The organism is Streptomyces sp. NPDC020362 (genome assembly GCF_040642095.1).
GTDB lineage: Bacteria > Actinomycetota > Actinomycetes > Streptomycetales > Streptomycetaceae > Streptomyces.
The window spans coordinates 1-23,389 of the sequence record NZ_JBFAET010000115.1 but is presented as its reverse complement, the minus strand read 5'-3'; the positions used below and the strand labels follow the sequence as shown (position 1 = coordinate 23,389).

Here is a 23,389-nt window from a genome sequence, read left to right as displayed (position 1 = left end):
GGACCACCGCGTTCAAGCAGGTCAACGACCCCGCCGAGAGACCGGAAACGGGGCTTGGGAAGCATTGGGGGAGCGCGCTGCGACCTCACGATCCTCCCTCGGGGACGCCCCCGACGCCTCCCCGCGGCCCGCGGAATCCATGAGAGTCGTCCTTCTGCGGGCCCGGTCCGACGCCGGGTGAGCCGAGGTCCCGGGGCTTCCGCGTCTGCGTCCGGGGCCGTCCGTGCGACCATGGCGTGCGGCACGTCCGCAGGCGCCGCCGACTACGGCTCGGCGGGCCGCTGTTGGATATTCGGGGCGTTGACCGACATGGGGGCGTGGGTGGCAGGCACAGCGCTGGAGTCGCTGGACGAGGTGCCGTGGGAACGGCTGGAGCCGGCGCTCGACATGCATCCGGGCACGGAGATGCGGCGCGCCCTTCGGGTCCTGGCGCTCAAGGGCCCGGCGGCGACGGAGGAGGACTGCTACCCGCTGTACGACTGCTTCGCGCTGGGCACCGGACGCGTGGCCCCCGTCTCGACCGCCGCGCTGCCCTTCGTGGTGGCCCTCGCCCGCGATCCGGACCTGGGAGCCCGGGTCACACTCGTCGAGTTGCTGGCGAGCCTGGCCGAGGCAGCGGCCGAAGCCGAACCGGGCCGGGTGGACGCGGGCTGGCAGGAGGCCTGGCGGCGCCAGCGTCCCGGGATCCGGGCACTGCTGGCGGACCCCCGGCCCGAGGTGCGCAGGAACGCCCTGCCCCTCGCCGGGAGTGCGAGCGCGCTGCTGGAGCGGTGGCATGCCGAGACGGACCCGACGGTGCGACTGCCCCTGCTCCTGGCGCTGGGCACTGCCGCCGCCGAATCCGCCGATCCCGCGACGGCCGACCGGGTACGGGCGGCAGTGACGGATGTGCTGCGGACCGACGCGCCTGTCATGCGGGTCGCGGCTGTGCACGCCTGGGCGTCTTTCGATCCCGAGGCGCCCGTCCGTGAGCTGGACCTGCTGCTGGAGGTGCTGTCCGACCCGGCTGTGCGTCCGCAGTTCGAGGCGATCTGGTAGGTACCGGACGTCGACAGCGCCTTCACCCGCGAGGACGTCGTCTCCTGGGCGGCCTCTCTGTTCGAGGACGCACCGCAGACGGCACTCTCCTTCGTCGTCCGGCTCATCGGGGCTGCGCGCCGCAACGGGGACACCCTGCTGTGCCGGGCCGCGCTGGACCAGGCGTGGCGGCTGCTGGTGGTCCGGCCGTCCGCGGCCCCCGCGCTGGTGCCCCTCGCCGGCGCGCTGCTCGCCGACGCGGACGACGGCGTACGGTACCGGGCGGCCCACCTGCTCGCGGTGCTGGGGTCCCGGGCGGCCCCGTACGCCGACCGGCTGGCCGAACTGCTCGACGACCCGGGCGAGGCCGAGTTCCTGGAAGGCACCGTCGGGGACCACGCCCGCTGGGCGCTGACCCGCATCGGTGATCCGCGCGGTCTGCCGGGGCTGGTCGAGCGGCTGTACGAGCCGTATCGGGGCCAGTACAGCCGCTCGTACGTCATGGGAGACCCGCGCCTGCCCGAGGTGGAGGACGTCCTGACCCCTCTGGGAGCGCACGCGGACGTCCTGTTGCCCGCCGTGCGGGAACTGCTCCGGGACGCCGACACGGGCATCACGGTGACCCGCCTCTTCCTCGGTGTCCTCACGGAATGGGGGCAGGCCGCTGTCCCTGCGCTGCCGGAGGCGGTCGCCCTGCTGGACGACACCGCGCATACGTTCGACGTCGTCGGCTTGCTCGTGGCGATGGGGCCGGCCGCACAGTCCGCCGCGCCCGCCGTGCGCCGCATCACGGTCTTCGACTATCCCGCCAAGCATTGGAGGGTGGCGTGGGCCGCCTGGCGCCTCGGCGGTGACCACGACGCGACGCTCCGGCTCCTGGGCGAGGCGGTGCTGGCCGAGGAGGGGCCGCTCCACGGTCCCGTCGCTCTTCTCGGCGACTTCGGCCCGGCGGCCGCGCCGTACGCCGACCGGGTGCGGCATGTGATGGAGCACGGCTCCCCCTGGGCACGGCTGCGCGCGGCGGTCGCGCTGTGGTCGATCACCGGCGAGCCGGAGCCGAGCGTGTCCGTCCTGGAGGAGAACATCCATGAGGTCACCGACGGCGGCGACTCCTACGGTGTCTTCCTCGACGCGCTGCGGGCCCTCGCCCGGATCGGCACGGTCACTCCGGCGGCGCGGGCAGCCCTGCACACGGTGCAGGGGTGGGACCGGCGGCTGTCACCGGACCGGGACTACCGGTCGTTCCTGCTGGACGAGGAGATCCGGTCCGCGATCGACGATGTCCTTGCCCTGCCGTGAGGACCGGCCGGGGCGACCGTCTAGGCTCGTTGCCTCGAACGAGTGGACGGGGGAGCCGGGTGGGCAGGTGGGAGCGGGCGCTGGACGCAGCGGGCGTGCACGCGCCAGGGCTACGGGCCGACTACAGCCGACAGCGGCAGCAGGTGGCCCGGTACAAGCGGGAGGTGGCGGCCGCCGCCGGACTGCTGCTTCCGCAGGCCATGGTCCCACATGTGATGGCTGCGGCTGCTTTCATGCACCGCACCGACGACCTGCTCGACCGCGGCCCCCTGGCGGAGCGCCGGGTGGCGTACTCCCGTTGGGAGCAGGAGGTCAACGAAAGCCTCGCCGCAGGCGGTACCGACAACCCCGAGCTGCGCCCCCTGCTGAACAGCATCGGCGCACACCCCGTCCTGCACGACCGCGTCCTGGACCATCTCCGAGCGGCGGCCTCGGACCTCGACTTCACCGGGTTCGTCACCGAGAACGACTACCAGCGGTACGTTGACGGATACTCGCTGCCCGGCTTCATGGTCGTCGCCGCGCTGCTCGGCCCCGAGGAGCAGACGGCGTACCGGGCCGCCTGCCGCACCTACATCGACGCCAGCCAGCGGCTCGACTTCGTGAACGACCTGGCGGAGGACCTGGCGGACGGCCGTCTGACCATCCCCGAGCAGATCCTGAAGGAGCACGGCGTCACCCGCGCCGACCTGGAACAGGCCCGTGATCTGCCGGCTGTTCGCTCACTGATCGACGACCTGCTCGACCAGGTGGACCGCACCCTCGCCGAAGGCAGGGCCGTCGTCGACCTCGTGCCCGAGGCACACCGGCCCATGGTCCGGTGCATGGTCGCGGTGGACGAGCTGACGAGCCGCGCCGCTCGCGCCGACCGTGGCGCGCTGCTCCACCGCTCGGCGAGCCCCGGCAAGCTCGCTGCGCTGCGGCTGCTGGGGCGCGAGTACCTCCAGGCCCGCCGGCTTTGCCGTTGACGGCGCCGGTTACGCAAACACCGTTACAGCGACGCGAGGTTGTCGGTCAGGTCGGCGAGGCCGAGCGAGCCCTGGGTGAGTGCGTTCATGTGCCAGGTGCGCAGGTCGAAGCCGGAGCCGAGGCGGCGACGGGCGGCTTCGCGGCCCTGCAGCCAGGCGCGTTCTCCCAGCTTGTAGCCGATGGCCTGGCCGGGCCAGCCGAGGTAACGGTCGATCTCGCTGCGGCGGCGGGCGGTTTCGCAGCCGTGGTGCGCGGCCATGAACGCGGTGGCGAGGTCCGGGGTCCAGCGTTCGCCCGGGTGGAAGCCGGAGCCGACGGGGACGGCGAGCTCCAGATGCATGCCGAGGTCGACGATCACGCGGATGATCCGGAGCATCTGCTTGTCCAGGTAGCCGAGGCGGCGGGCGGGGTCCGTGAGGAAGCCCCATTCGTCCATCAGCCGCTCGGCGTACAGGGCCCAGCCCTCCTTGTCGGCGCTGACCGCGCCGAGGGTGATCTGGTAGCGGCTGAGGCGGTCGACGGCCGCGGTCCATCGGGCGGTCTGCAGATGGTGCCCGGGAACGCCCTCGTGATACCAGGTGCTGACGATCTCCCAGGTGGGGAAGGTCTGTTGGCCGAGGGTCGGCAGGTAGGTGCGTCCCGGACGGCCGAAGTCGAGGCTGGGGCCGGTGTAGTAGGGAGCGCCCGAACTGCCGGGAGGGGCGATCCTCGACTCGACCCTGCGGAGCGGTCCGGAGATGTCGAAGTGGGTGCCGTCGAGTGCGTCGATCGCCTCGTCCATGATGTCCTGGAGCCAGACACGGATGTTCTCCTCGCCGGTGATGGCGTGGCCGTGCCGGTTCAGGTGGTCCATGGTCTCCCGGACGGTGGCGCCCGGGAGAATCCGGCCGGCCTCGGCACGCATCTCGGCGGCCGTGTGGTGGAACTCCTCCCAGGCCCAGGCGTAGGCCTCGGCCGGGTCCAGAGCGGCGCCGTTGGCCCAGCGGGCCGAGCGCAGGTAGCGCTCGCTGCCGACGGCGTCCGGGGTACCGTCCACGGCGGGCAGGTAGGTCCCTTCGAGCCAGTCGCGGAAGCCGGCCACCGCGGTCGTGGCCCGGTCGGCGGCGGCGTCCAGCTCGGGACCGAGCCGGTCCGGAGCACCTGCCACGAACTCGGCGAACCAGCTCGCGCCACCGATGTCCTCGCCGGTCCAGGCGGTGAGCTGCCCGATCACGGCCCGGGCCTGGCGGGGCGCGCACACCAGCCCGCGGGCGATGCCCTCGGTGAGAGTCGCCCGGTAGCCGTCCAGCGCGCCCGGCAGGTTGCGCAGCCGCCCACCGACCGCGGCCCAGTTCTGGTCGGTGTCGGTGGGCATCAGGGTGAGGATGCTCCGCACCCTGTGCACGGGCGAGCCGACGTTGCGCAGCTCACGGAAGTGGTCACCCGCCTCGTGCACGGCGAGTTCCGCGGTGAGCCGTTCCCGCAGCAGACGGGCGCAGTTCCGGTCGGCGCCCTCCCACACCACGCCGTCCTTCTCGGCGTCCCGCTCGGCGCCGTCGAGCGCGGAGAGCGTCCGCCGGGCCAGCTCGGCATGCGCCTCGAAGCCCTCCGGCGACAGATCCGGCTGCCGGTCGTCCTCGGGATGCAGGCCGAGCCGGGTCGAGGCCAGGGGGTCGAGGGCTGCGACCTGCTCGACGTGGTCGTCGGCGATCCGGCGCGGGGTGCTCGGCTTCTCGGACATGTGCGCCATGCTGACGCACCGTCGCCGACGGTGTCAGCAGTGCACTGTCGGCTTTCGGCCGCATGCGATCACTCGTCGTCGCCATCAGCGGGACGCGGCTCCCGACGGCCGGCCCCGGGCCGGCGAGCGGTGGGTTCAGGGCGTGGGGATACCGGCCGGGGCGCGGGGCGGGCGCGCGAACCGGACCGGAACCCCGGCGGAGTAGAGCACGCTCACGGGCTCCCCGGCCGGTGCGGGCAGCCCCGCCGCGGCCACGAGATCCTCGTCGCAGTGAAGCAGCTCCGCGCGGTGGAGCGGCCAGCGAGGGTGGGCGTTCGGGAGATACAGGGGCCGGCCGAAGAAGGCGCTGTGCATGCCCCAGCGGGCCGTCAGGAAGTGTTCCAGCTCGCTCGGGGCCTCGACCCGCTCGCCGATCCGTATCGCGAGGCTGCTTCGCGCACCGCGGGGTCCCGGCCAGCGCCGGCTGCTCGCGTAGGCGATCGTCGTACCCTCCCGACGGACCTTCATCCGCGACCACACGTACGGGAGACGGAACGCGACCCGCCCGACGACGACAGGGATCAGGCGGGACGTGTCGAGGGAGCGGAAGACCACGCCCCGACGGCCCTGGGCGTCCACGGAGTACAGACGGACATTGGTCTCCGGGAAGGAACCGAGGTACGGGACACCGGGCAGGCGGAACCAGCCGACGCGGTGCATCCGGAAGGCGACGAGGCCGATGTAGGTGACGCCGTGCAGGGTGTCCGGCCGGGTGCCGGCCGGCAGCAGCGGGGCGACGTCCGCCGGATCGGCGGCCCAGTGGAGGAAGGCCAGGTCGAGCCAGGACTGGGTGAGCAGGGGCGGGTCCGCGGCATGGGGCGGGTCGGCCGTTATCGGTTCGGGTTCCGCATGGAGCGGTGGTTGCGGCATCGAGCCAGTATCGCGAAGCATTCCGCTCGACGGAACGCACCTCCACGGTGGAACGCCGCGCCACCGTGCCGCGCCGAGACGGCAACTCACGGAACACAGCCGCACGGTGGAGCGCTCCCGCGCCCGGCCGCGCCGAGACGACAAGTCGGGGAGGCGACCCGGTAGTGTTCGAGCCGACAGCGCGCCTTCCTGCTGAAGCGGCGAAGACCTGGGGAAACGCGGATGCCACTGACAGACAGTCATTTCTCCGACGCTGCGGTACCGACCGATCTGCGGCTTCTGACCAGCTACCTTTTCGACAGATCCGGCTCAGACGCTCCAGCGTTCACCTTCCTCGACTACGCGTCCGATCGGGACGGCACAGAGCACACGATGTCGTGGGCACAGCTGGCCGACCGGGTTCGTGCGGTCGCCGCCGAGGTGAGCAGACACACCGGGCGCGGCCGGCGGGTGGCGATTCTCGCGCCACAGCACCCGGCCTATGTGGTCGCCTTCCTCGGCGCCCTGCACGCGGGAACCGTCGCGGTGCCGCTCTTCGCGCCGGAAGCGAGCCGGCACGGCGGACGGCTGGTCCACGTCCTGTCCGACTGCGCACCCGAGGTGTGGCTGACCTCGGCGGACGTCATCGACCAGGTGTGCGCGCTCGCGCAGAACGACGCGGTCCCCACGCCGAAGCGCATCGTCGCAGTGGATGAACTGCCCCGTGCGGACGGCGACTTCACGGCCCCCGAGATCGGCCTCGACGAACCCGCCTACCTGCAGTACACCTCGGGGTCCACGCGTGATCCGGCCGGTGCCGTGATCACGCACCGCGCCGTGGTCGCCAACTCGTGGCAGGCCGCAACCGCGTACAGGGCGGGCGCGGAGTGGACCGTCGTCGGATGGCTCCCGTTCTTCCATGACATGGGGCTGATCCAGTTGCTGGCCGCCCCGGTGTTCGCGGGGTCCCGGTCGGTGTTCATGGCCCCGTTCGACTTCGTGAAGCGCCCGGTGCGCTGGCTTCGGGCCATGTCGGGGAGAACCGACGTCATGTCGTCCGCGCCGAACTTCGCCTTCGAGTACGCGGCGCGCAAGACCAGCGAGGCCGACCGCGCAGGGCTGGATCTCTCCGGAGTCCGGGTGCTCGTCACCGGGAGCGAACCGGTCCGGGCGGGCACGATCGCCGAGTTCCAGCGGACGTTCGCTCCGCACGGTCTGGGGGCCAACGTGCTTCGCCCCTCCTACGGCCTGGCCGAGGCCACGGTGTTCGTCACCGCCACCGGTGAAGAAGGCCCCGTGGTGACCGCGTTCGACCGGGCGGCGCTCGCCGGCGACCGTGGTGTGCCCGTCGGGCCGGGAACACCAGGGGCACTCGAAGTGGTGGCCGCCGGACGGCCGGTCAGCCAGAGAGTCCACATCGTCCACCCGGAACGGCGCGTCGCTCTTCCGGACGGAACAGTCGGCGAAATCTGGGTCGACGGCCCCAATGTGGCAGCCGGCTACTGGCAGCAGCCCGAACGGAGCGAGGAGACCTTCGGCGGGCGACGCGAGGACGTCCCCGGACGGTGGCTGCGTACGGGCGACCTCGGCATGATCCACGACGGGCTGCTCTACATCACCGGCCGGATCAAGGACCTCATCATCATCGACGGCAGGAATCACTACCCGCAGGACATCGAGGCCACCGTGTCCGACGCCCACCCGGCGATCCGGCGCGACGGCGTGGCGGCGTTCCCGGTGCACGACGAGCGCGGCGCGGAGGGCGCCGCCGTCGTCGCCGAGTACCGTCGCGGCGACGTCGTGGACGAGACCGAGATCGGCAGGGCTGTGCGGCGAGCGGTCTCCACGACACACGACGTCAGACTGAGTGCCCTCAAACTGGTCCCGGCCGGCGCGGTGGCGCGCACTTCCAGCGGGAAGGTGGCCCGGTCCGCCACCAAGCAACGCCACTGGGAGCAGACGTGACCGGCGCCGACCGCTTGCGCCGACGGCTCATCGAGCGGATCGCCGAAGCCTGTTACCTGGACGAGGAGGACATCGACCCGAGCCGCCCGCTGCAGGAGTTCGGACTGTCCTCGCGCGATGCCGTCGAGCTGTCCGGGGAGCTGGAGGAGCTGCTCGGCCGCCCCCTGCCCACGACCCTCCTGTGGGACCACCCGAGCATTGACCGGCTCGTCGACGCACTGACCGTTCCGGACGGACCGGCAGGCGCAGAGCCGGTCGGTCGGGCAGGCGCCGAGACGGTCGGTCGGGCAGGCGCCGAGACGGTCGGTCCGGCGGACGGAGAGCCGGTCGGTCGGGCAGGCGCAGAGCCGGTCGGTCGGGTGGGCGCTCCGGCGGACGTGCAGGTGCACGTACAGGACGAGACGTCCGCCGCTCCTGCTCCGTCCGGCGGCCCGGTTCCCGGAGTGTCCCAGGAGCCGATCGCCGTGGTCGGCCTCGGCTGCCGGCTGCCCGGCGGCGTGCACGGGCCGGAGCAGTTCTGGCGCCTGCTCACCGAGGGCCAGGACGCCGTGACGCAGGTTCCGGGGAGCCGCTGGGCCGAGTACGTCCGGGTGCCCGGGAACGTGACGCGGTGGGGTGGATTCCTGGACGACATCGCGGGGTTCGACGCGGACTTCTTCGGGATCACGCCGGGCGAGGCGGCCCGCATGGACCCGCAGCAGCGCATGCTGCTGGAGGTCGCCTGGGAGGCGCTGGAGTACGCCGGGATCGCACCCCGGTCGCTGGGCGGCAGTGAGTCCGGGGTGTTCGTCGGCATCAGCGGTACCGAGTACGGCGCGCGGTCGATCGGCGACCCCGGCGCCGCCGACCCCCGGGCGGCCACCGGCGCGGCCCTGTCGATCGCCGCGAACCGCCTGTCCTATCTGCTCGACCTGCGGGGTCCCAGCCTCGCCGTGGACACCGCCTGCTCGTCGTCGCTGGTCGCGGTCCACCTTGCGGTTCAGAGTCTTCGCTCGGGCGAGTGCGGACTCGCCCTGGTCGGCGGCGCGAACCTGCTGCTGGGGCCGGGCGTGACAGCATGCTTCGACGAGATGGGCGTCAGTTCGGCGGACGGCCGGTGCAAGCCGTTCTCGGCCGACGCCGACGGGATCGTACGCGCCGAGGGTGTGGGCGTCGTCGTACTGAAACGGCTCTCGGACGCCCGGGCGGCCGGCGATCGCGTGCTGGCGCGGATTCGCGCGACCGCGACCAATTCCGACGGCCGGTCCAACGGGCTGACCGCGCCCAGCGGTGAAGCACAGCAGGCGCTCCTGCGCGCTGCCTACCGGCGGGCCGGGGCCGATCCGTCCGGGGTGGACTACGTCGAGGCACACGGCACGGGCACGCTTCTCGGCGACCCGGTCGAGGCGCGCGCCGTCGGCATGGTGCTGGGCGCCCGGCGCCGGCAGCCGCTCCTGATCGGATCCGTCAAGGGCAACCTCGGACACCTGGAGGCCGCCGCCGGCATCGTCGGGCTGATCAAGACGGTACTGGCGCTGCACCACGGACTGGTCCCGCCGAGCATCCACTGCTCGGCCCCCAACCCGCACATTCCGTTCGGCGATCTCGGCCTGTCCGTGGCGGACTCGGTCCGGCCCTGGCCCGCCGTCGGCCGTCCGGCGCTCGCCGGTGTCTCCGGCTTCGGATTCGGCGGCACCAACGCCCACGCGGTCCTGGAGCAGGAATGCGGCGCGGCGATTCCGGACGCCGCCGCGCCCCACAACTCACCGCGCAGGTTTCTGCTGGGCGCGGCCGGAGAAGGCAGGCTGCGCGAGAAGGCGAAGGCGCTGGCCGACTGGCTCGAGCACGCCCAGGTCGATCCGGCGGACCTCGCACACACCCTGGCGCGCCGAGCCGACGGGCGGTGCAGGGCGGCCGTCGTGGCGAGGACCCGGGAGGAACTCGCCGCCGGACTTCGACAGCCGGCTCCCGAGAACCTGTCCGTGCCCGCGTCGGGACCGGTGTTCGTGTTCTCCGGGCACGGATCGCAGTGGGCGGGCATGGCCCGGCGGCTGCTGACGGAGGAACCCGTGTTCGCCGCGGCCGTCGACCGGATCGACCCGGTCATCCGGGCCGAAGCCGGATTCTCCCTGCGGGAGGACCTGCTCGCCGGAGTCGAGGCGAGCACCATGGACCACGTCCAGCCGATGGTGTTCGGCATCCAGGTGGCGCTGGCCGAGCTGTGGCAGCACTACGGCGTCCGCCCGGCCGCGGTCATCGGCCACTCCTTCGGCGAGGTCGCAGCTGCGGTCGTCGCCCGGGCACTCACCGAGGCCGACGGCGCCCGGGTGGTCGCGCTGCGCTCGAAGCTGCTGGCCTCGCTCGCCGGCGACGGCGCCATGGCGCTGCTGGAGGCCGATGCCCGGGAGGCGGCCGGCCTCGTGGCGGACGAACCCGGTGTGAGCATCGCTGTCCTGTCCTCACCGGGGCAGACCGTCATCGCGGGCGGCGCCGCACCGGTACGCCGCATCGTGTCCGCGGCAGAGGCCGGCGGAAGACTCGCCCACCTGGTCAACCTCGATGTCGCCGCACACTCTCCATCCGTCGACACGGTGACTCCCGCGCTGGTCGACGGCCTGTCCGGACTCACCCCGCAGCCCGCCGCGATTCCCGTGTACAGCACGGTTCTCGACGGCCGGCCCCTGTTCGACCCCGACTACTGGGCCCAGAACCTGCGCAGGCCCGTGCAGTTCGCGTCGGCCGTGACCGCGGCCGCCCGTGACGGCTTCGGAACGTTCGTCGAACTGTCACCGCATCCGGTGCTGCGCCACGCCCTGTCCGACAACCTTGCCGGCCGTTCCGACACGCTGGTGCTGTCGAGCCTGCGCAACTGCCCCGACGAGACAGCACACTTCCACTCCCAGCTCGCCGCCCTCGAACTCGCCGGCCAGGCCCGGCCGCCACGCGACGGCCGCATCGTCGACGTCCCCACGACCCCCTGGCGGCACACCCGGCACTGGCTCCTGGCCCCGGTGGCGGCCCCACCCACGGAAGCCCCTTCGCCGCTCGGGGACCACCCCCTTCTCGGCATCCACACCGAACTCCCCGACGACGACAGGCACGTGTGGCGGGCGGACCTCGGCACGGCCGCGCACCCCTGGCTCGCCGACCACCGGCTCGACGGCCGCCCCGCGCTGCCCGGAGCGGTCCTTCTGGAGATGGCGGCTGCCGCGGCGAGCGCTGCCTTCGGCGTACCGGTCGAACGCGTCGCGCTGCACGCGGTCACGGCCCACCGGCCGCTCGCCCTGGACGACCACACCACCGTCACTACGACCTGCACGGACGGCACGATCCGGATGCACACCAGGGCGACGGACGGCACGTGGCGGCTGCACGCAAGCGCCGAAGCGGCCGTCGCCGGGCCCGAGCGCCCCGAGCCGCTGCCGCCCGTGGACGAACGCGAGTTCGTGCCCGTCCCGACCACCGGCGTCCGCCGGCAGCTTCGCCTCCTCGGCCTGAGCCACGGCCCCGCTTTCCCGGGCTTGCGCCGTCCGCGGGTCAGCTCGGACGGTCTTCGTGCCGTCGCCGAACTCGCCCCGCCGCAGGAGGGCCCGTGGCATCCCGCCGCGCTGGTCGAGTCGTGCCTGCAGATCCTCGCCGCCGCGCTGTACGACCCGGACGCCACGGCCCTGCGCATGCCCGTCGAGTACGGCACCGTCCGGTGCCACGGCGACCTCACCCGGGGCGTGCGGGTGCACGCCCGGATCGCGGAGGACGACAGCAGCGGCGGCCGGCTCGCCGATCTGCTCCTTGCCGACGAGCAGGGACGGGTACTGCTGGACATCACCGGCGTGGTCGTGCGCGCCGTCCCCCACTCCGAGATCGCCGCCCCGCTGACGGGGAGGCTCCTGCAGGCCGTCTGGCGGCCGACTCCTCTCCCGTCGGACGGAACGGCGCAGGAGTCGATCCTGGTGGTGAGTGAGCGGCAGACTCCGCTCGCCGCCGCGCTCGGTGCACGGCAGGGCATCCACGGCACCGGGCCGGATGCCGATGCTGTGTTGTTCGTGCTGCCGGCCCAGGGCGGTCTGGCCGACGCCGAGAGGGCGGTGATCGCCGTTGCCGACACGGTGCGCGCGCTGGCCGAGTCGAGTCGCCCACCGCGGCTGCTCCTGGTGACCACGGGTGCGTTCGCCGTCGGCCAGGACGAGCCCGGGAACCCGGCGTGCGCGTCCCTGCGGGGGCTGGTGCGCGTCCTGGCCTGCGAACACCCGGAACTGCGCGCGGGAGTCGTCGACCTGGATCCGCTGTGGACCGCCGACGAATCGGCTGCCGCCCTGCGGGGAGAACTGGCCTCGGGCATCGACGACGAGGTGGCCTGGCGGTCGGGGGTGCGGTACGCGGCCCGGCTGGACCGCCTGCCCGAAGCGGGCCCGGCCGGTTCCCCGGCCGGTTCCCCAGCACCTTCCCCGGCAACTTGCCCGGTCGTGCGTCGCGACGGCGGGTACGTCATCACCGGTGGCCTCGGCGGACTCGGCATCTTCCTGGCCGGCTGGCTGGCCGGCCAGGGCGCGGGCAGGATCATCCTCAACGGACGGTCGCCGGCACGGCCGGCCGCGTCCGAGGAGATCGACAGGATCGGCGCATGCGGCACCGAGGTGGAGGTGATCCTGGGAGACATCGCCGAACCCGGGGTCGCCGAACGGCTGGTGGCCGCCGCCGGCCAGGTGCGCGGCGTGATCCACGCGGCTGCGGTGTTCGACGACCACCCCACGATCCGCTTGGACCCCGAGACCCTGCACAGCTCCTGGCTCCCCAAGGCGTACGGCGCGTGGCGGCTGCACGAGGTGACGCGCGACCTCGATCTCGACTGGTGGGTCGGCTTCTCCTCCGTCGCCGCGCTGCACGGCATGCCCGGCCAGCCCGCCTACGCGACCGCCAACGCCTGTCTCGACGCGCTGGCCGCGATGCGACGCGCCCAGGGCCTGCCCGGTACGTCCATCGCCTGGGGCGCGTGGGCGGAGATCGGAGCCGTGGCAGGCGTGGACGTCCCCTGGCTGCACCCGATTCGCCCGGCGGAGGGCGCCGACGTGCTCGGTGCCGTACTGGGGCACGGCCCGGCCCAGGTCGGTGCGCTGCGCCTGAACATCCCCGCGCTGGTCACTGACTTCCCCCAGCTGGCGCGGGTGCCCTTCTTCGAGCCGCTGCTGGGTGCCTGTGCCGACTCCTCGGACGACTGGGCGGGGGTCGCCTGGCTGCGGACGCTCTCCCCGCAACAGGCACGGGCGGCCGCCTCGTCGCAGCTGCGGTCGCGGATCGCATCCGTCCTGGGCCTCGCGCCGGACCGGCTGGACATCGGCTCCCCACTGTCCCGGCTGGGGGTCGACTCGCTCCTGGCGGTGCGCATCCGCCACGCCGTCCAGCACGACTTCGGCCTGACGCTGCCGCTGTCCCTGCTCCTGCGCGGTGCGAGTGCGGCCGAGACCGAGGAGTGGCTGTTCGACGCGTTGTGCCTGCACGACGGCGGCGCACCGGCCGCCGTGTTGATCCGGCCGCGCGACTCCGCCGAGTGGCTCGTGGACGCCGTCTGGCGGGACGTGCTCGGCGTGGACGCCGGCGTCACGAAGGACTTCTACGATGCCGGCGGCGACCGGAGCCAGGCCGAGCGGGTCACCGCGATGCTGGGTGAACGCACCGGACGCGAGCTGACGGTCTCCGCACTCTTCGAGCATCCGACCATCGAGCGGATGGCCGCACACGTGCGCGACGAGGGGCGCCTCGGGTCACGGCTGCGGGTGCTGCGGGGCGCGGGCACGAAGACGCCGCTGTTCCTCTTCCACCCCGGCGGTGGCGACACGGGCGTCTACCGGCAGTTGACGCAGCTGCTCGACCCGGCGATCCCGGTGTACGGGTTCGACCGGATCGACGGCGCCGCGGCCGTGGAGGACCGGGTCCGGCAGTACCTGCCCGAGTTGCGGGCGGTGCAGCCCGAGGGCCCGTACCGGCTGGCCGGCTGGTCGTTCGGCGGCTCCCTCGCCTTCGAGACGGCGCAGCAGCTGCGGCGGGCCGGCGAGCGGGTCGACGCGCTGGCACTGATCGATTCGATCATCCCGCTGCCCGACGACACCGGGCTGTCCGAAAGGGACGCCACCGAAAGGCGGTTCGAGCGATTCGTCGAGTACCTCGAAGCCACCTACGCGCGCAGGATCGTGCTGCCCTACGAGCGGCTGGCCGGTCTGGACGACGAGGCACAGGCACAACTGGTCGTCGACGCCATGCGGGACTCGGGCATGGTCGACAGCGCCGTCAGCGGCGCCATTCTGAACCATCAGCGGACCTCCCTGCTGGACGCCCGCGCACTGGAGCGCTACACGCCGCGCCCCTACGACGGGCCGGTGTCGTTCCTCAGCGCGGCGGACCCCACCCCGGGCGGCCTGCGCGACCCCCGGTTCGACAGGCGGGACCCGGCCCGGGGCTGGGACGCGGTGTGCGCCGACCTCGAAGTGACCACCGTGCCCGGACACCACCTGTCCCTGCTCGACCCGCCGCACGTCCATGCGGTGGCCCGGCGACTCGGCACCGTCTTGGCGGGCGCGAGCCCGGGAGTGGGCCGGTGAACGCTCCGGGGGCAGGTTCGTGAACGCTCCGAGGAAGGGGCCGGTGAGCGCTCCGGGGGCAGGTTCGTGAACGCTCCGAGGAAGGCGCCCGTGAGCGCTCCGCGGACGGGGCCGTGACGCTCCGGGACGGGTCCGGTGAGCGCTCGGCGGACGGGTCCGTGAGCGCTCCGCCACTGCGCCCCGCCCACCTCCCGTCGCGCGGGGCGCAGTGACGTGCCCGCTGTCAGGGCGTCGCGGCCGGGTTGTTCATGCGCTCCACCACCCGGCGGATCGCCGCGTCGATCTCCGGTGTCGCCCGGCCGATGTCCGTGTAGTGGACGAACTCGACCGTGGCGACGGAGCCCAGACCGCGCACGAGAAAGCCGTACTCCTCCTCCCTGCCCGCCTCCAGCAGCAGCACGACGGGCTTGTCGAAGGCGCTCGCCCAGCCGATCTCGACATGGGTGCCGGGAGAGGGTGGGATGCCCGGGATGGCGACGAAGACGTCCGCCTTGCGGATCTCCAGCTGGTCCAGGGGCGTGCACTCGTCGGGGGCCAGCACCTGCGCGCCCCAGGCCTCCCGGCGGTGGGCGTTGTAGACCTCCAGGCCCTGTTTCTCGAAGTGCTCGATGAGCGTGAGGAACGGTAACTGTTCGGTCGTCGGCATGCTGTTGGTCTCCGGATTGACCAGGCCCATGAAGGGCCCGGCGAGAAAGACGCTGCGCACGCCGTCGAGGACGGGCTCGGACGTACTGCTGATCAGGGTCACGAGGTTTCCTTCAGTCCTTGTAGAAGCACTGGATGTAGGCGTTGCCGCTGGTGCCGTAGGTGTATTCGGTGGTGTCGTAGGCCTGGTACGGATGCCGTTCCACATGGATCCGGCGGAAGTGCTCCACGTACTGCCAGCGCAGTTCGGGCTTGGTGCTGAAGAACGGGATGAAGACGCCTCCGGGCCGCAGCACCCGGACCACCTCGGGCACCGTCCTCGCCCACAGTTCCTTGTCCGTCCACACCTCCATGTCGAGGGCCGGGTCGAAGAACATGCCGTCGAAGCTCTCGCTCGGCAGCTCCTTGATCCGCTCGAAGAAGTCGCCGCGTTCGATGGAGAGGGTCGGGGGCAGCTCGGGGTTGGCGGCGCGGAACAACTCCTCTACCTCGCCGAAGAGTTCCAGGACGGTGTGGCTGCGGGTGGCCGGGTCGCGTGCGATCCGCAGTGCCGACAGACCGAGGCCCAGGCCGACCTCGTAGAAGTCCTGCCCGTGCCGGCACAGCAGGTCGGCGCTGGCCCACATCAGGTCGCGTTCCCACGCCTGCATCGCCTGCTCGCCGCCGATGCTGAGCGTCACCTCGCCGTCCTTCTCGATCAGCTCGATCTCGGGTCGGGCGGTCTGCGCGGCGGTCGAGCCGGTGCTCTGCTCCATTGCTGTCCTCCTGGGGGCGGGAAGGAGGCCGACGGCTGTCAGCCTCGCCGGGGAACGACTCCGAAGTGCCGCCGGGCGGTGGAGACCGCCAGGTCCTGCACCGCGAAGACCGTGAAGTAGTAGGCCTGCGGAGCCGTCCGCTCGGCGAACCGGACCCGGAACGTCACATCCCTGGTGGTCCGGTCGGATCCCCTGACCTTGACGATCCCGGGTTCGACGACGGTGTCCTCGCGCAGGTACGTCGGCACGAACAGGCCGAGCCGCACCGGGCCCGGACGGGCCGCGGTCAGTTCGGCACGCACCTCCAGCACCCCGCCCGCCGGGACCTCGTCCGCGGCGAAGGCGAGCAGCTGCGGCGAGTCCGGCACCCGGAAGGTGACATCGCCGCAGCGCAGACACACCACGCACACCGTGTCCAGGATGTGCGGCAGCAGACCGCGCTTGGTGAACCGCTGTGCGGGCCGGCCGCAGTGGCAGGTCACCTCGTCGACCCGCTCGTCCAGGCGGCTGCGGTCGCCGAAGTGGGCGGGATAGTTCATCAGCTCGGTCTCCGGATTGTCGGCGACCTGCTCGGCGATGACATGGTCCAGGGACTGCAGATCGGCTTCCAGGGAGGCACGGATCTCGCTGTCCGACCGGTCGGCGAAATGGGTGGGACGGGCGACCCACAGGTCCACCTTGCGGGCGAGCTTGGCCAGGCGGGGACGCAACGGGTGGTTGTGCGGCAGCAGTTCACCGCTGAGCAGCGCGGTCAGCCGCGTTCCCACCGTGAGGAGCAACGCGTCGGGACAGTGGTCCGACGGCTCGGGCCCGGCGCCCTCCTGCGGGTCGGGCAGCCCGAAACGCATGAAGGCGGGATAGGGGTGTGAGCCGGCCAGGCTGGCGTTGAGGATGTCGACGGAATCGGCCCCGGTGGCGGCCGCGCGCATCCAGGCCGCGTTCTCGGGCCGGTCGGAGTCGTGCACGGAGACGGCGGAGACGACGGTGCGGGCCGGGCCGTCCAGCGCGTTGAGCAGGATCTGGTACCGCGGATCGTAGAGCGCGAGATCGGACAGCGGTCCGCTGTTGCAGGCGCTGAGGACGACCTCGGCGGCCGTCACCTCGTTGAGGGGGACGAGCTTGTCCTCCGGCTTGTAGCAGGGCAGGCCGTAGGCGCAGCGCGGGCCGAGGAGTCCGGCGTCCCTGGGGGCGGTGTCGTTGAGCCCGCAGATGGTGAACTCGCCGAGGTTGATGCTGTCGTCCTTGCCATGGCCCTGGAAGACGACCTTGCGCCAGGCACTTCCGAGGATCTCCGCCTGGATGTCGACGCGCTCGAAGTCCCGGTCGTCGTAGACCTGTACCCGGTCGGTGGAGGCGGGCCGGTCGGTGTCGGTGAACAGTCCGAGACGCCCGAGGGACTCCCGCGTCCGCGCGTACTGCTTGGCCGCGTTCCACAGGAGCGAGACCGCGTCGCGGCCGCTCAGGAAGGACAGGCCGAGCCCCGTGGCCCGGTACGTGCTCTGCAGCAGATCGCGCACCGGGTCGAGACGCAGCCGGTCGTAGGTGCCCACCACCAGGAGGGTGCCGCGCACATCGCGTCCGAACCTGCGCAGGTCCTGCGGAGCCAGCCAGGTGCGGGCCAGCGGTGAGACCAGGTCGGAAAGTCCCTCCGGCCATTCCTCGGCACCCAGCACGACCCCGTGGTCGACAGGCGCGGGCGGGCACGTACCGTCGTACAGGCGGTCCGCCAGCTCGATGGACCGCGCCAGGTCGGGCCGGCCGTCGGTGAGGACGGGCACCGGTGTGCCGGCGGCTGCCGCGAGGAACTCCTTCACCGCGGTGGTGAGACGGCTCGGCGGTACCGGCCGGAAGAGCTGCGGACGGGGGGACGCGCTCTGCTCTGTGGTACGCGCATCGGTGTGGGCGGACTGCATGTGGGTCGACCTCTGTCCTTGGTTTCACTGGCTGGACGTGCGAACGGGCTGTGACGTGGGGCGGGGAGCGGGTGCGTCGGCGCATCGGGCGCGGTCGGGTCAGCCGGTGCCGGCCGTGTCGGCGATGGCGGGTACGGCCGTCGTCCTGGCGAACAGGCCGCGGCAGGCGAACGCCCCCACCGCGGCGAGCAGCGCCGTGCCCACCGCGACGGCGAAGACGCCGTGCGGCCCGAGCGGGCCGGTCAGCAGACCGCCCGTCTGCTGGCCGATCGCCTCTCCCAGCACGGTGGACAGGGACGCCCAGGTGAACGCCTCGGTCAGCAGACGCTCGTCGGCGAGCGAGCCGACCAGGGTCATCTCGGCCGCGGAGACGAGCGCGATGGGTGCGCCGCCCACCGCCAGCGCGAGGCCGAGGGTGATCTCCGATGTGGCCAGCAGCGGTACGGCCGTACCCGCCGCGAAGGCGAGCACCAGCCAGGGGAAGCGGCGGTGCACGGGCCGCTCGGTCTGCGTGTCCCCGAGCCACAGCGCCCCGACCGCGCTGCCGATGCCCCAGCAGGCGTAGACGAACCCGGTCCGCCCGGCCGAGCCGTGGGCGTCGACGAAGGCCGGGATGGCGAGGGTCATCAGGCCGATCGGCACGGCCGAGGCGGCCATCACCGCGAGCAGTGCGAGCAGGGCCCGGTTGCGCAGCGGGCCCAGCAGACCGCCGGGTGAGCCGCCCTGCTCGGCTGCCGCCCGGTCCTGCGCGGTCACTTCGGGCGGCAGCGGGGTGAGCGCCAGCCCAACCGCACCGACGCCTCCGAGCACGGCGACCGCGGTCAGGGCGGAGGCGGCCGAGCCGGTGGTCATCAGGGCCGCGAGCATGACGGGCGTGCCGATGACGAGGAGTTCGGTGAGCAGCGCCTCCCACAGATAGGCGGTGGCCCGCACGTCCCCGGCGAGTGGCAGGCGCGCCCACAGGCCGCGCATACAGGCGTTGGCCGGGGGCAGGGAGGCACCGGCGAGCACCGCCAGTACGAGCTGTGCCGGGTCGGCGGGCCCGGTGGCCCACACCAGGAGGATGAGTGCGGCCGGATAGGTCACCCCGGTGGCGAGCAGCACGGTCCGCCGCCCGACCCGGTCGACCCGGCGGGCGACGAGCGGGCTGCCCAGAGCCATGCCCACGGTGTAGAGGGCGGAGACCAGGCCCGCCTGCGGGTAACCGCCGCCCTGCTCGCGCACCACGAGGACCATGGCGAGCGACATCAGGTAGACGGGCAGCCGGGAGACCACGCTCCACCAGGCGAGCCCGGCGATGTGCGGGCGCGCCAGCAGGCGCAGGAACCTCCGTGGCATCCCTGTCATGGTGGGTCGTTCCTCCGTGGTTCGTGGACGGGTGCGGGGCGCCGGGCCGAGCCCGGCGGTGCGCGGGTCAGGGGGAGGGCGCCGGTGCCGCCTCGGCGCTCGCGGCGACCTCGATGCAGAAGACGTCCAGCACGTGTCTCATGCGCCGTTCCACCGCGGCGGCGGACGCACCCTCGACGTGGACGTGTCCGCAGGAGTTGTGCGAGGCCCGGCGGGCGGTCACACGCTCGCCGGGCGAGGCGCGCAGAGCGGCCGCGATCACACCGGGCAGGCGCAGCAGCTCCTCCTCGGAGGTCAGCGCGGTGACCGTGCCGGTACCGGGCAGCGGCAGCAGCAGATCGCCGACGCAGCGGCGCTCGCGGTACTCCAGCGCGGGGCGGCGGCCGGCGTACACGTCGAGGGTCGCGCCGAAGACGTCGAACCCGTATGCGTGCCCGTGGTTGGCGGCGATCTCACAGCCGGCCATCCGGACCCCGACCTCACCGACGTACATCCGGCCGTCGATCTCGAAGAACTCCATGTGCAGATAGCCGTGGTCCAGGCCCATCCCACGGACGATCCGCCGTACCGTGCCTGCCACGTCGCAGGCCGGTCCGGGGCCGGAGGCGACGCTGATGTTCGCGTTCATGGCCCCCTCGACGATGTCCAGGGGCCGGCACGGCATGGCACTGGGCCAGACGTCCAGCACCTCGCCGTCCAGGATCAGCGCGCACGCCTCCCACTCGGTGCCGCCGAGGTGCTCCTCCACCATCCAGCGGCGCGCGGGGAGTTCGACCCTGCCGAAGTCGGCGGGCTCGCGCAGGAGATACGTGTCCACACAGGCGAAGGAGTCGACCGGTTTGAGGACCACCGGCCAGCCGTGGGCGGCGGCGAATCGGGTCACGTCACCGGCGGCCCTGACATGCGCGTATGCGGCGGTGCGCAGCCCCAGCTCCCGGAACTTGTCCTTCATGTCCGCCTTGTTGCGCACCCACCGCACCTGCCAGGGCGCGAGGTGCGGCAGGCCCACGAGCCCCGCGAAGCGCTGCGCGATGTCCTGCCGGGGCTCGGACGGGTTGCAGAAGCGGGTCGGGCGGACCGGCTGCCGGCGGATCCAGTCGAGATAGCGCCGGGCCTCGGCCCGGAGCGGGGCGCCGCGTCGGATCCAGAAGTCCGGCAGGTGGGCGGTCTCGTCCAGGTACTGCGCCGACATGTCGGCACGCGCTTCCTCGAACCGCAGCAGGACCAGGCCGTCGGCGCGGTTGCGGGCGGCGTAGCGGGTGAAGGAGGAGGCCCGGTCGTCCGCCAGCAGAACGGCCTCCGCAGCCCCGGTCACAGCAACTCCAGCATCTGCCGGAGGGTCTTGGCCGCAACCCGCTGCTCGGCCTCCGGCAGCTCGGGCAAGAGCGGCACGCACAGGGTGCGGTCGAGCAGTGAGCGGGTACGGGCGAAGCCGTCCCGGCTGAGGGCGTGGGGGATCCCGTCGGCCAGGTTCCAGGGGAAGCCGTCCGCGTAGAGGGAGTTGCGCGAGGTGAGCACCGGGTGCTCCGGCAGGAAGTACTTGCCGAGCGTCCAGTGGGCGATGCCTCGGGCGCTGAGCAGGGCCACTGCCGCGTCCCGCAGCTCCCGGCTCTCGAGCCGCAGTCGCAGACTGATCTTCGCGTCGCCGGCCGCGCGCGGCAGCAGCGTGATGTCCCCCCGGGCGGGCAGTTCCTGCGCCGTGATCGCGTAGTGGCGCTCCAGGCCCGCCAGGATGTCGTCGAGGTGCCGGAACTGCTGGAGCTGGACGGCGGCGACCTCCTCGCTGGTGACGAAGTTCTCGCCGTAGTAGGCGCCTTCGTTCCAGGTGGGATAGCGGCCGGGGACCCGCGCGGAACCGTGGTCGTGGTAGCAGCGCATCACCTGCCAGGCGGCGGAGTCGTTGGTGACGAGGAGTCCGCCCTCGCCGGAGGTCAGGATCTTGTTGTGGTGGAAGCTGAAGGCACCGGCGTACCCGCGGGTGCCGGCGCGCCGGCCGTCGGGGAAGACGGCGCCGAGCGCCTGCGCCGCGTCCTCGATGACGAACGGGACCCCCTCGGGCAGCGCGGCGACCGCGCCCTCCATGTGCGCGACGACGACCCGCTGCGCGTCCGGCGGCAGCAAGGAGGCGTCCAGCGAGAACGACTCGTCTACGTCGACCGGCACCGGGATCAGTCCGGTGGACAGCACCGCACCGGCCACGGCCACGAAGGTGACGGCCGGGATGTACACGGCGTCGCCGGCCCGCGGCCGGGTGGACACCAGGGCGAGCCGCAGCGCCTCGGTGCAGTTGTGCACGGCGAGCGCATGGTCCGCGCCGAGTTGCTCGGTGACCCGGCGCTCCAGCCTGTCGGCCATGCTCTCCGCCTCGGTCTGATAGCGGAACAGCACGCCCTGGTCGATGGCGTGGCGCAGTTCGCTCATGTCCGACCAGTCGAGGTAGTTGGCACCGTACGGCAGGAACCGCTGTCCCAGCCTCTTGTCGAGCGTCATCGTGCACCCTCCCCGGTGGCCGACGTCCGGTATTCGGTCATGTCGGGCGCGTGCCGGAAGCCGTGCGCCGCGGCGGTTTCGGTGAGGGGGCAGATGCTGTCGTCGACGAGCATCTCCTCGCCCCGGTAGTTGCGCAGCGTCAGCCCGTCGGGCGTTTCACGGTAGTACGGGCGGGCCATGGGGATTTTCCCGAGGCGGGTGGTGAGGACGTACTGCGGTACGCCGAAGCCGGTGATGTGGCCCTGCAGGCCCTCCATGATCTCCCAGCCCTTTTCGATCGATGTCATGAAGTGGGAGACACCGGTGACGTTGTCGCAGTGGTAGAGGTAGTAGGGGCGCACACGGATCCGCAGCAGCTCGGTCATGAGCCGGCGCATGGTGGGCAGGTCGTCGTTGATCCCGCGCAGCAGAACGGTCTGGTTGCCCACCGGGATGCCGTGGCGCAGCAGCCGGTCGACGGCCCGTTCGGCCTCCGGGGTGATCTCCTTGGGATGGTTGAAATGGGTGTTCAGCCAGACGGGGTGGTAGCGCGCGAGCATCTCGCACAACTCCGGTGTGACGCGCTGCGGAAGCAGCACCGGGAACCGGCTGCCGATCCGGATGATCTCCACGCTGGGGATGGCTCTGAGGCCGGAGACGATCTCCTCCAGCTTTCCGTCCCGGTACGACAACGGGTCGCCGCCGGTGAGCAGCACGTCCCGGATCTCCGGATGCTCGGCGATGTAGCGCAGGTCCTCGCTGAAGTCCTCGCCCTCGTTGCGCTCGAAGTACGTGCCGTCGACGTCCGTGGTGTGGAACTTGCGGGTGCAGTGCCGGCAGTAGACCGGGCACGCCTCCGTGATCAGCATGATCACCCGGTCGGGGTACTTGTGCACGACGCGGTTGGTCCTGCGGTAGTACATGTCGCCGACCGGATCGACCTCCGCGCCGCTGAACTCCATCAGCTCGCCGAGCGCGGGCACGGCCTGCTGCCGCACGGGGCAGCCGGGGTCGTGCGGGTCCATCAGCGAGGCGTAGTACGGCGTGACGGACCACCGGTACTTCCCCGCCGTCTCCGCGATCGCCTTCTCCTCCAGGGGAGTGGGGCGGATCCATTCCCGGGCCTTGTCGAGGTTGGTGATGCGTTTGCGCATGTGCCAGCGCCAGTCGTTCCACTGCTCGTCGGGGATGTCTTGGCGACGGGTCAGGGAAGGCATGATCCCGTCGGGTTCCGTGCTCATCTGGGACATCACAACTCCGGTCCGGCGACTCGGGTCGGGAGAACACCTGCGTGGGTCGAAGGCACCGCCCGGCAGCAGGCCGGGCGTGCGGCCGCCCCGCGGACAGCGCGGCGGGCGAGTGCGGTCAGAAGACGATCGGGGTGAGGGCGAGTCTCAGAAAACGTTCGGGGCCAGGGGGAGTTCAGAAAACGATCGGGGCCAGGGCGAGTTGACGGAGCGTGCGGGCGATGCGCTGGGCGCCGCGCAGGTCGTCCGGGCCGAGACCCGACCAGGCCGAGCGGGCGTCGGCGTCCGAAGGGGCCCACAGCGCCGGGTCGGCGGGGTCGGTCACCGTCGGCACGCGGACGGCCTGACGGGCGCGGCGGGCCAGGTCGTCCTGGTCGTGGTCGAGGGGTGGAAGGAGGGCGAGCGGGGACCGGCGGGACTGCGCCAGCGTCAGGGCCGTCAGTGTCGGGGAGGCGATGAACACACGAGCCGCCGCGTGCAGGGCGTCCACGTCGGCCGTGCGGGCATCGTGCACCTGGACACCGGAGGTGTCCGCAAGGGCGGCGGCCGTGATCGCCGCCTCGCCGTCGCACACCACGTCGCA

At 72.3% G+C, this 23,389-nt stretch carries 15 protein-coding genes; 5 read left to right on the top strand and 10 right to left on the bottom strand.

Features of this window, described 5'->3' with window-relative positions:
* Window positions 1–321 precede the first annotated feature (321 nt).
* The 3 genes from AB0H32_RS31270 (at window position 322) to AB0H32_RS31260 (ending at window position 3,284) form a co-directional block, all read left to right on the top strand.
* Complete coding sequence (locus tag AB0H32_RS31270; protein WP_361127369.1) at window positions 322–1,038, top strand: hypothetical protein; 717 nt, start codon at window positions 322–324, stop codon at window positions 1,036–1,038.
* A 177-nt stretch (window positions 1,039–1,215) separates the two neighbouring features.
* Window positions 1,216–2,316 (top strand): HEAT repeat domain-containing protein, encoded by a 1,101-nt coding sequence (locus AB0H32_RS31265; RefSeq protein ID WP_361127366.1) that lies wholly within the window; start codon window positions 1,216–1,218, stop codon window positions 2,314–2,316.
* A gap of 59 nt (window positions 2,317–2,375) precedes the next feature.
* A complete protein-coding gene (locus AB0H32_RS31260; protein WP_361127363.1) occupies window positions 2,376–3,284 on the top strand; it encodes a squalene/phytoene synthase family protein in 909 nt (302 codons plus the stop codon).
* Window positions 3,285–3,307: 23 nt separating this feature from the next.
* Here AB0H32_RS31260 and AB0H32_RS31255 read toward each other — a convergent pair whose 3' ends face one another.
* Together AB0H32_RS31255 and AB0H32_RS31250 are read right to left on the bottom strand one after the other, a co-directional pair.
* On the bottom strand, window positions 3,308–5,005 hold the full coding sequence (locus AB0H32_RS31255) for a DUF885 domain-containing protein (protein ID WP_361127360.1): 1,698 nt from the start codon (window positions 5,003–5,005) through the stop codon (window positions 3,308–3,310).
* A gap of 135 nt (window positions 5,006–5,140) precedes the next feature.
* Window positions 5,141–5,914: a DUF2071 domain-containing protein gene (locus AB0H32_RS31250; protein ID WP_361127357.1), complete on the bottom strand. Its 774-nt coding sequence runs from the start codon at window positions 5,912–5,914 to the stop codon at window positions 5,141–5,143.
* Between the two features lie 270 nt (window positions 5,915–6,184).
* Between AB0H32_RS31250 and AB0H32_RS31245 the strand changes: the two genes are divergently transcribed.
* Window positions 6,185–7,858, top strand: a complete 1,674-nt coding sequence (locus AB0H32_RS31245) for a fatty acyl-AMP ligase (RefSeq protein ID WP_361127378.1) — start codon at window positions 6,185–6,187, stop codon at window positions 7,856–7,858.
* A complete protein-coding gene (locus AB0H32_RS31240) occupies window positions 7,855–14,430 on the top strand; it encodes a beta-ketoacyl synthase N-terminal-like domain-containing protein (RefSeq protein WP_361127354.1) in 6,576 nt (2,191 codons plus the stop codon). Before AB0H32_RS31245 ends, AB0H32_RS31240 begins: the two co-directional genes overlap by 4 nt.
* Before the next feature lie 223 nt (window positions 14,431–14,653).
* Here the strand turns inward: AB0H32_RS31240 and AB0H32_RS31235 are convergent, their stop codons facing one another.
* The 8 genes from AB0H32_RS31235 to blsF all read right to left on the bottom strand — a co-directional run.
* Complete coding sequence (locus AB0H32_RS31235) at window positions 14,654–15,178, bottom strand: hypothetical protein (protein WP_361127351.1); 525 nt, start codon at window positions 15,176–15,178, stop codon at window positions 14,654–14,656.
* A gap of 10 nt (window positions 15,179–15,188) precedes the next feature.
* Window positions 15,189–15,830 carry an L-leucyldemethyl-blasticidin S guanidino methyltransferase BlsL gene (gene blsL, locus AB0H32_RS31230; protein WP_361127348.1) on the bottom strand — a complete coding sequence of 214 codons (642 nt, stop codon included), beginning with the start codon at window positions 15,828–15,830 and terminating at the stop codon, window positions 15,189–15,191.
* 38 nt (window positions 15,831–15,868) lie between these two features.
* Entirely contained in the window at window positions 15,869–17,743 is a 1,875-nt protein-coding gene (locus tag AB0H32_RS31225) for a hypothetical protein (protein ID WP_361127345.1), read from the bottom strand.
* Between the two features lie 99 nt (window positions 17,744–17,842).
* The gene (locus tag AB0H32_RS31220; RefSeq protein WP_361127342.1) at window positions 17,843–19,081 is read right to left on the bottom strand and encodes an MFS transporter; all 1,239 of its coding nucleotides are present in this window, start codon (window positions 19,079–19,081) and stop codon (window positions 17,843–17,845) included.
* 76 nt (window positions 19,082–19,157) lie between these two features.
* On the bottom strand, window positions 19,158–20,405 hold the full coding sequence (locus tag AB0H32_RS31215) for an ATP-dependent carboxylate-amine ligase (RefSeq protein ID WP_361127339.1): 1,248 nt from the start codon (window positions 20,403–20,405) through the stop codon (window positions 19,158–19,160).
* Entirely contained in the window at window positions 20,402–21,580 is a 1,179-nt protein-coding gene (locus tag AB0H32_RS31210; protein ID WP_361127336.1) for a DegT/DnrJ/EryC1/StrS family aminotransferase, read from the bottom strand. The genes AB0H32_RS31215 and AB0H32_RS31210 overlap by 4 nt, the downstream gene beginning before the upstream one ends.
* Window positions 21,577–22,800 carry an arginine 2,3-aminomutase gene (gene blsG / locus AB0H32_RS31205; protein ID WP_361127333.1) on the bottom strand — a complete coding sequence of 408 codons (1,224 nt, stop codon included), beginning with the start codon at window positions 22,798–22,800 and terminating at the stop codon, window positions 21,577–21,579. Before blsG ends, AB0H32_RS31210 begins: the two co-directional genes overlap by 4 nt.
* A 181-nt stretch (window positions 22,801–22,981) precedes the next feature.
* A partial coding sequence (gene blsF / locus AB0H32_RS31200) for a CGA synthase-related protein (protein ID WP_361127330.1) occupies window positions 22,982–23,389 on the bottom strand: 408 nt, incomplete at its 5' end.

Excerpts from the sequence above, each read along its gene's own strand:
- AB0H32_RS31250 (WP_361127357.1), bottom strand. The coding sequence starts at position 5,914 with ATGCCGCAACCACCGCTCCATGCGGAACCCGAACCGATAACGGCCGAC.
- blsG (WP_361127333.1), bottom strand. The coding sequence starts at position 22,800 with ATGAGCACGGAACCCGACGGGATCATGCCTTCCCTGACCCGTCGCCAA.
- AB0H32_RS31210 (WP_361127336.1), bottom strand. The coding sequence starts at position 21,580 with ATGACGCTCGACAAGAGGCTGGGACAGCGGTTCCTGCCGTACGGTGCC.
- AB0H32_RS31225 (WP_361127345.1), bottom strand. The coding sequence starts at position 17,743 with ATGCAGTCCGCCCACACCGATGCGCGTACCACAGAGCAGAGCGCGTCC.
- blsL (WP_361127348.1), bottom strand. The coding sequence starts at position 15,830 with ATGGAGCAGAGCACCGGCTCGACCGCCGCGCAGACCGCCCGACCCGAG.
- AB0H32_RS31220 (WP_361127342.1), bottom strand. The coding sequence starts at position 19,081 with ATGCCACGGAGGTTCCTGCGCCTGCTGGCGCGCCCGCACATCGCCGGG.
- AB0H32_RS31255 (WP_361127360.1), bottom strand. The coding sequence starts at position 5,005 with ATGTCCGAGAAGCCGAGCACCCCGCGCCGGATCGCCGACGACCACGTC.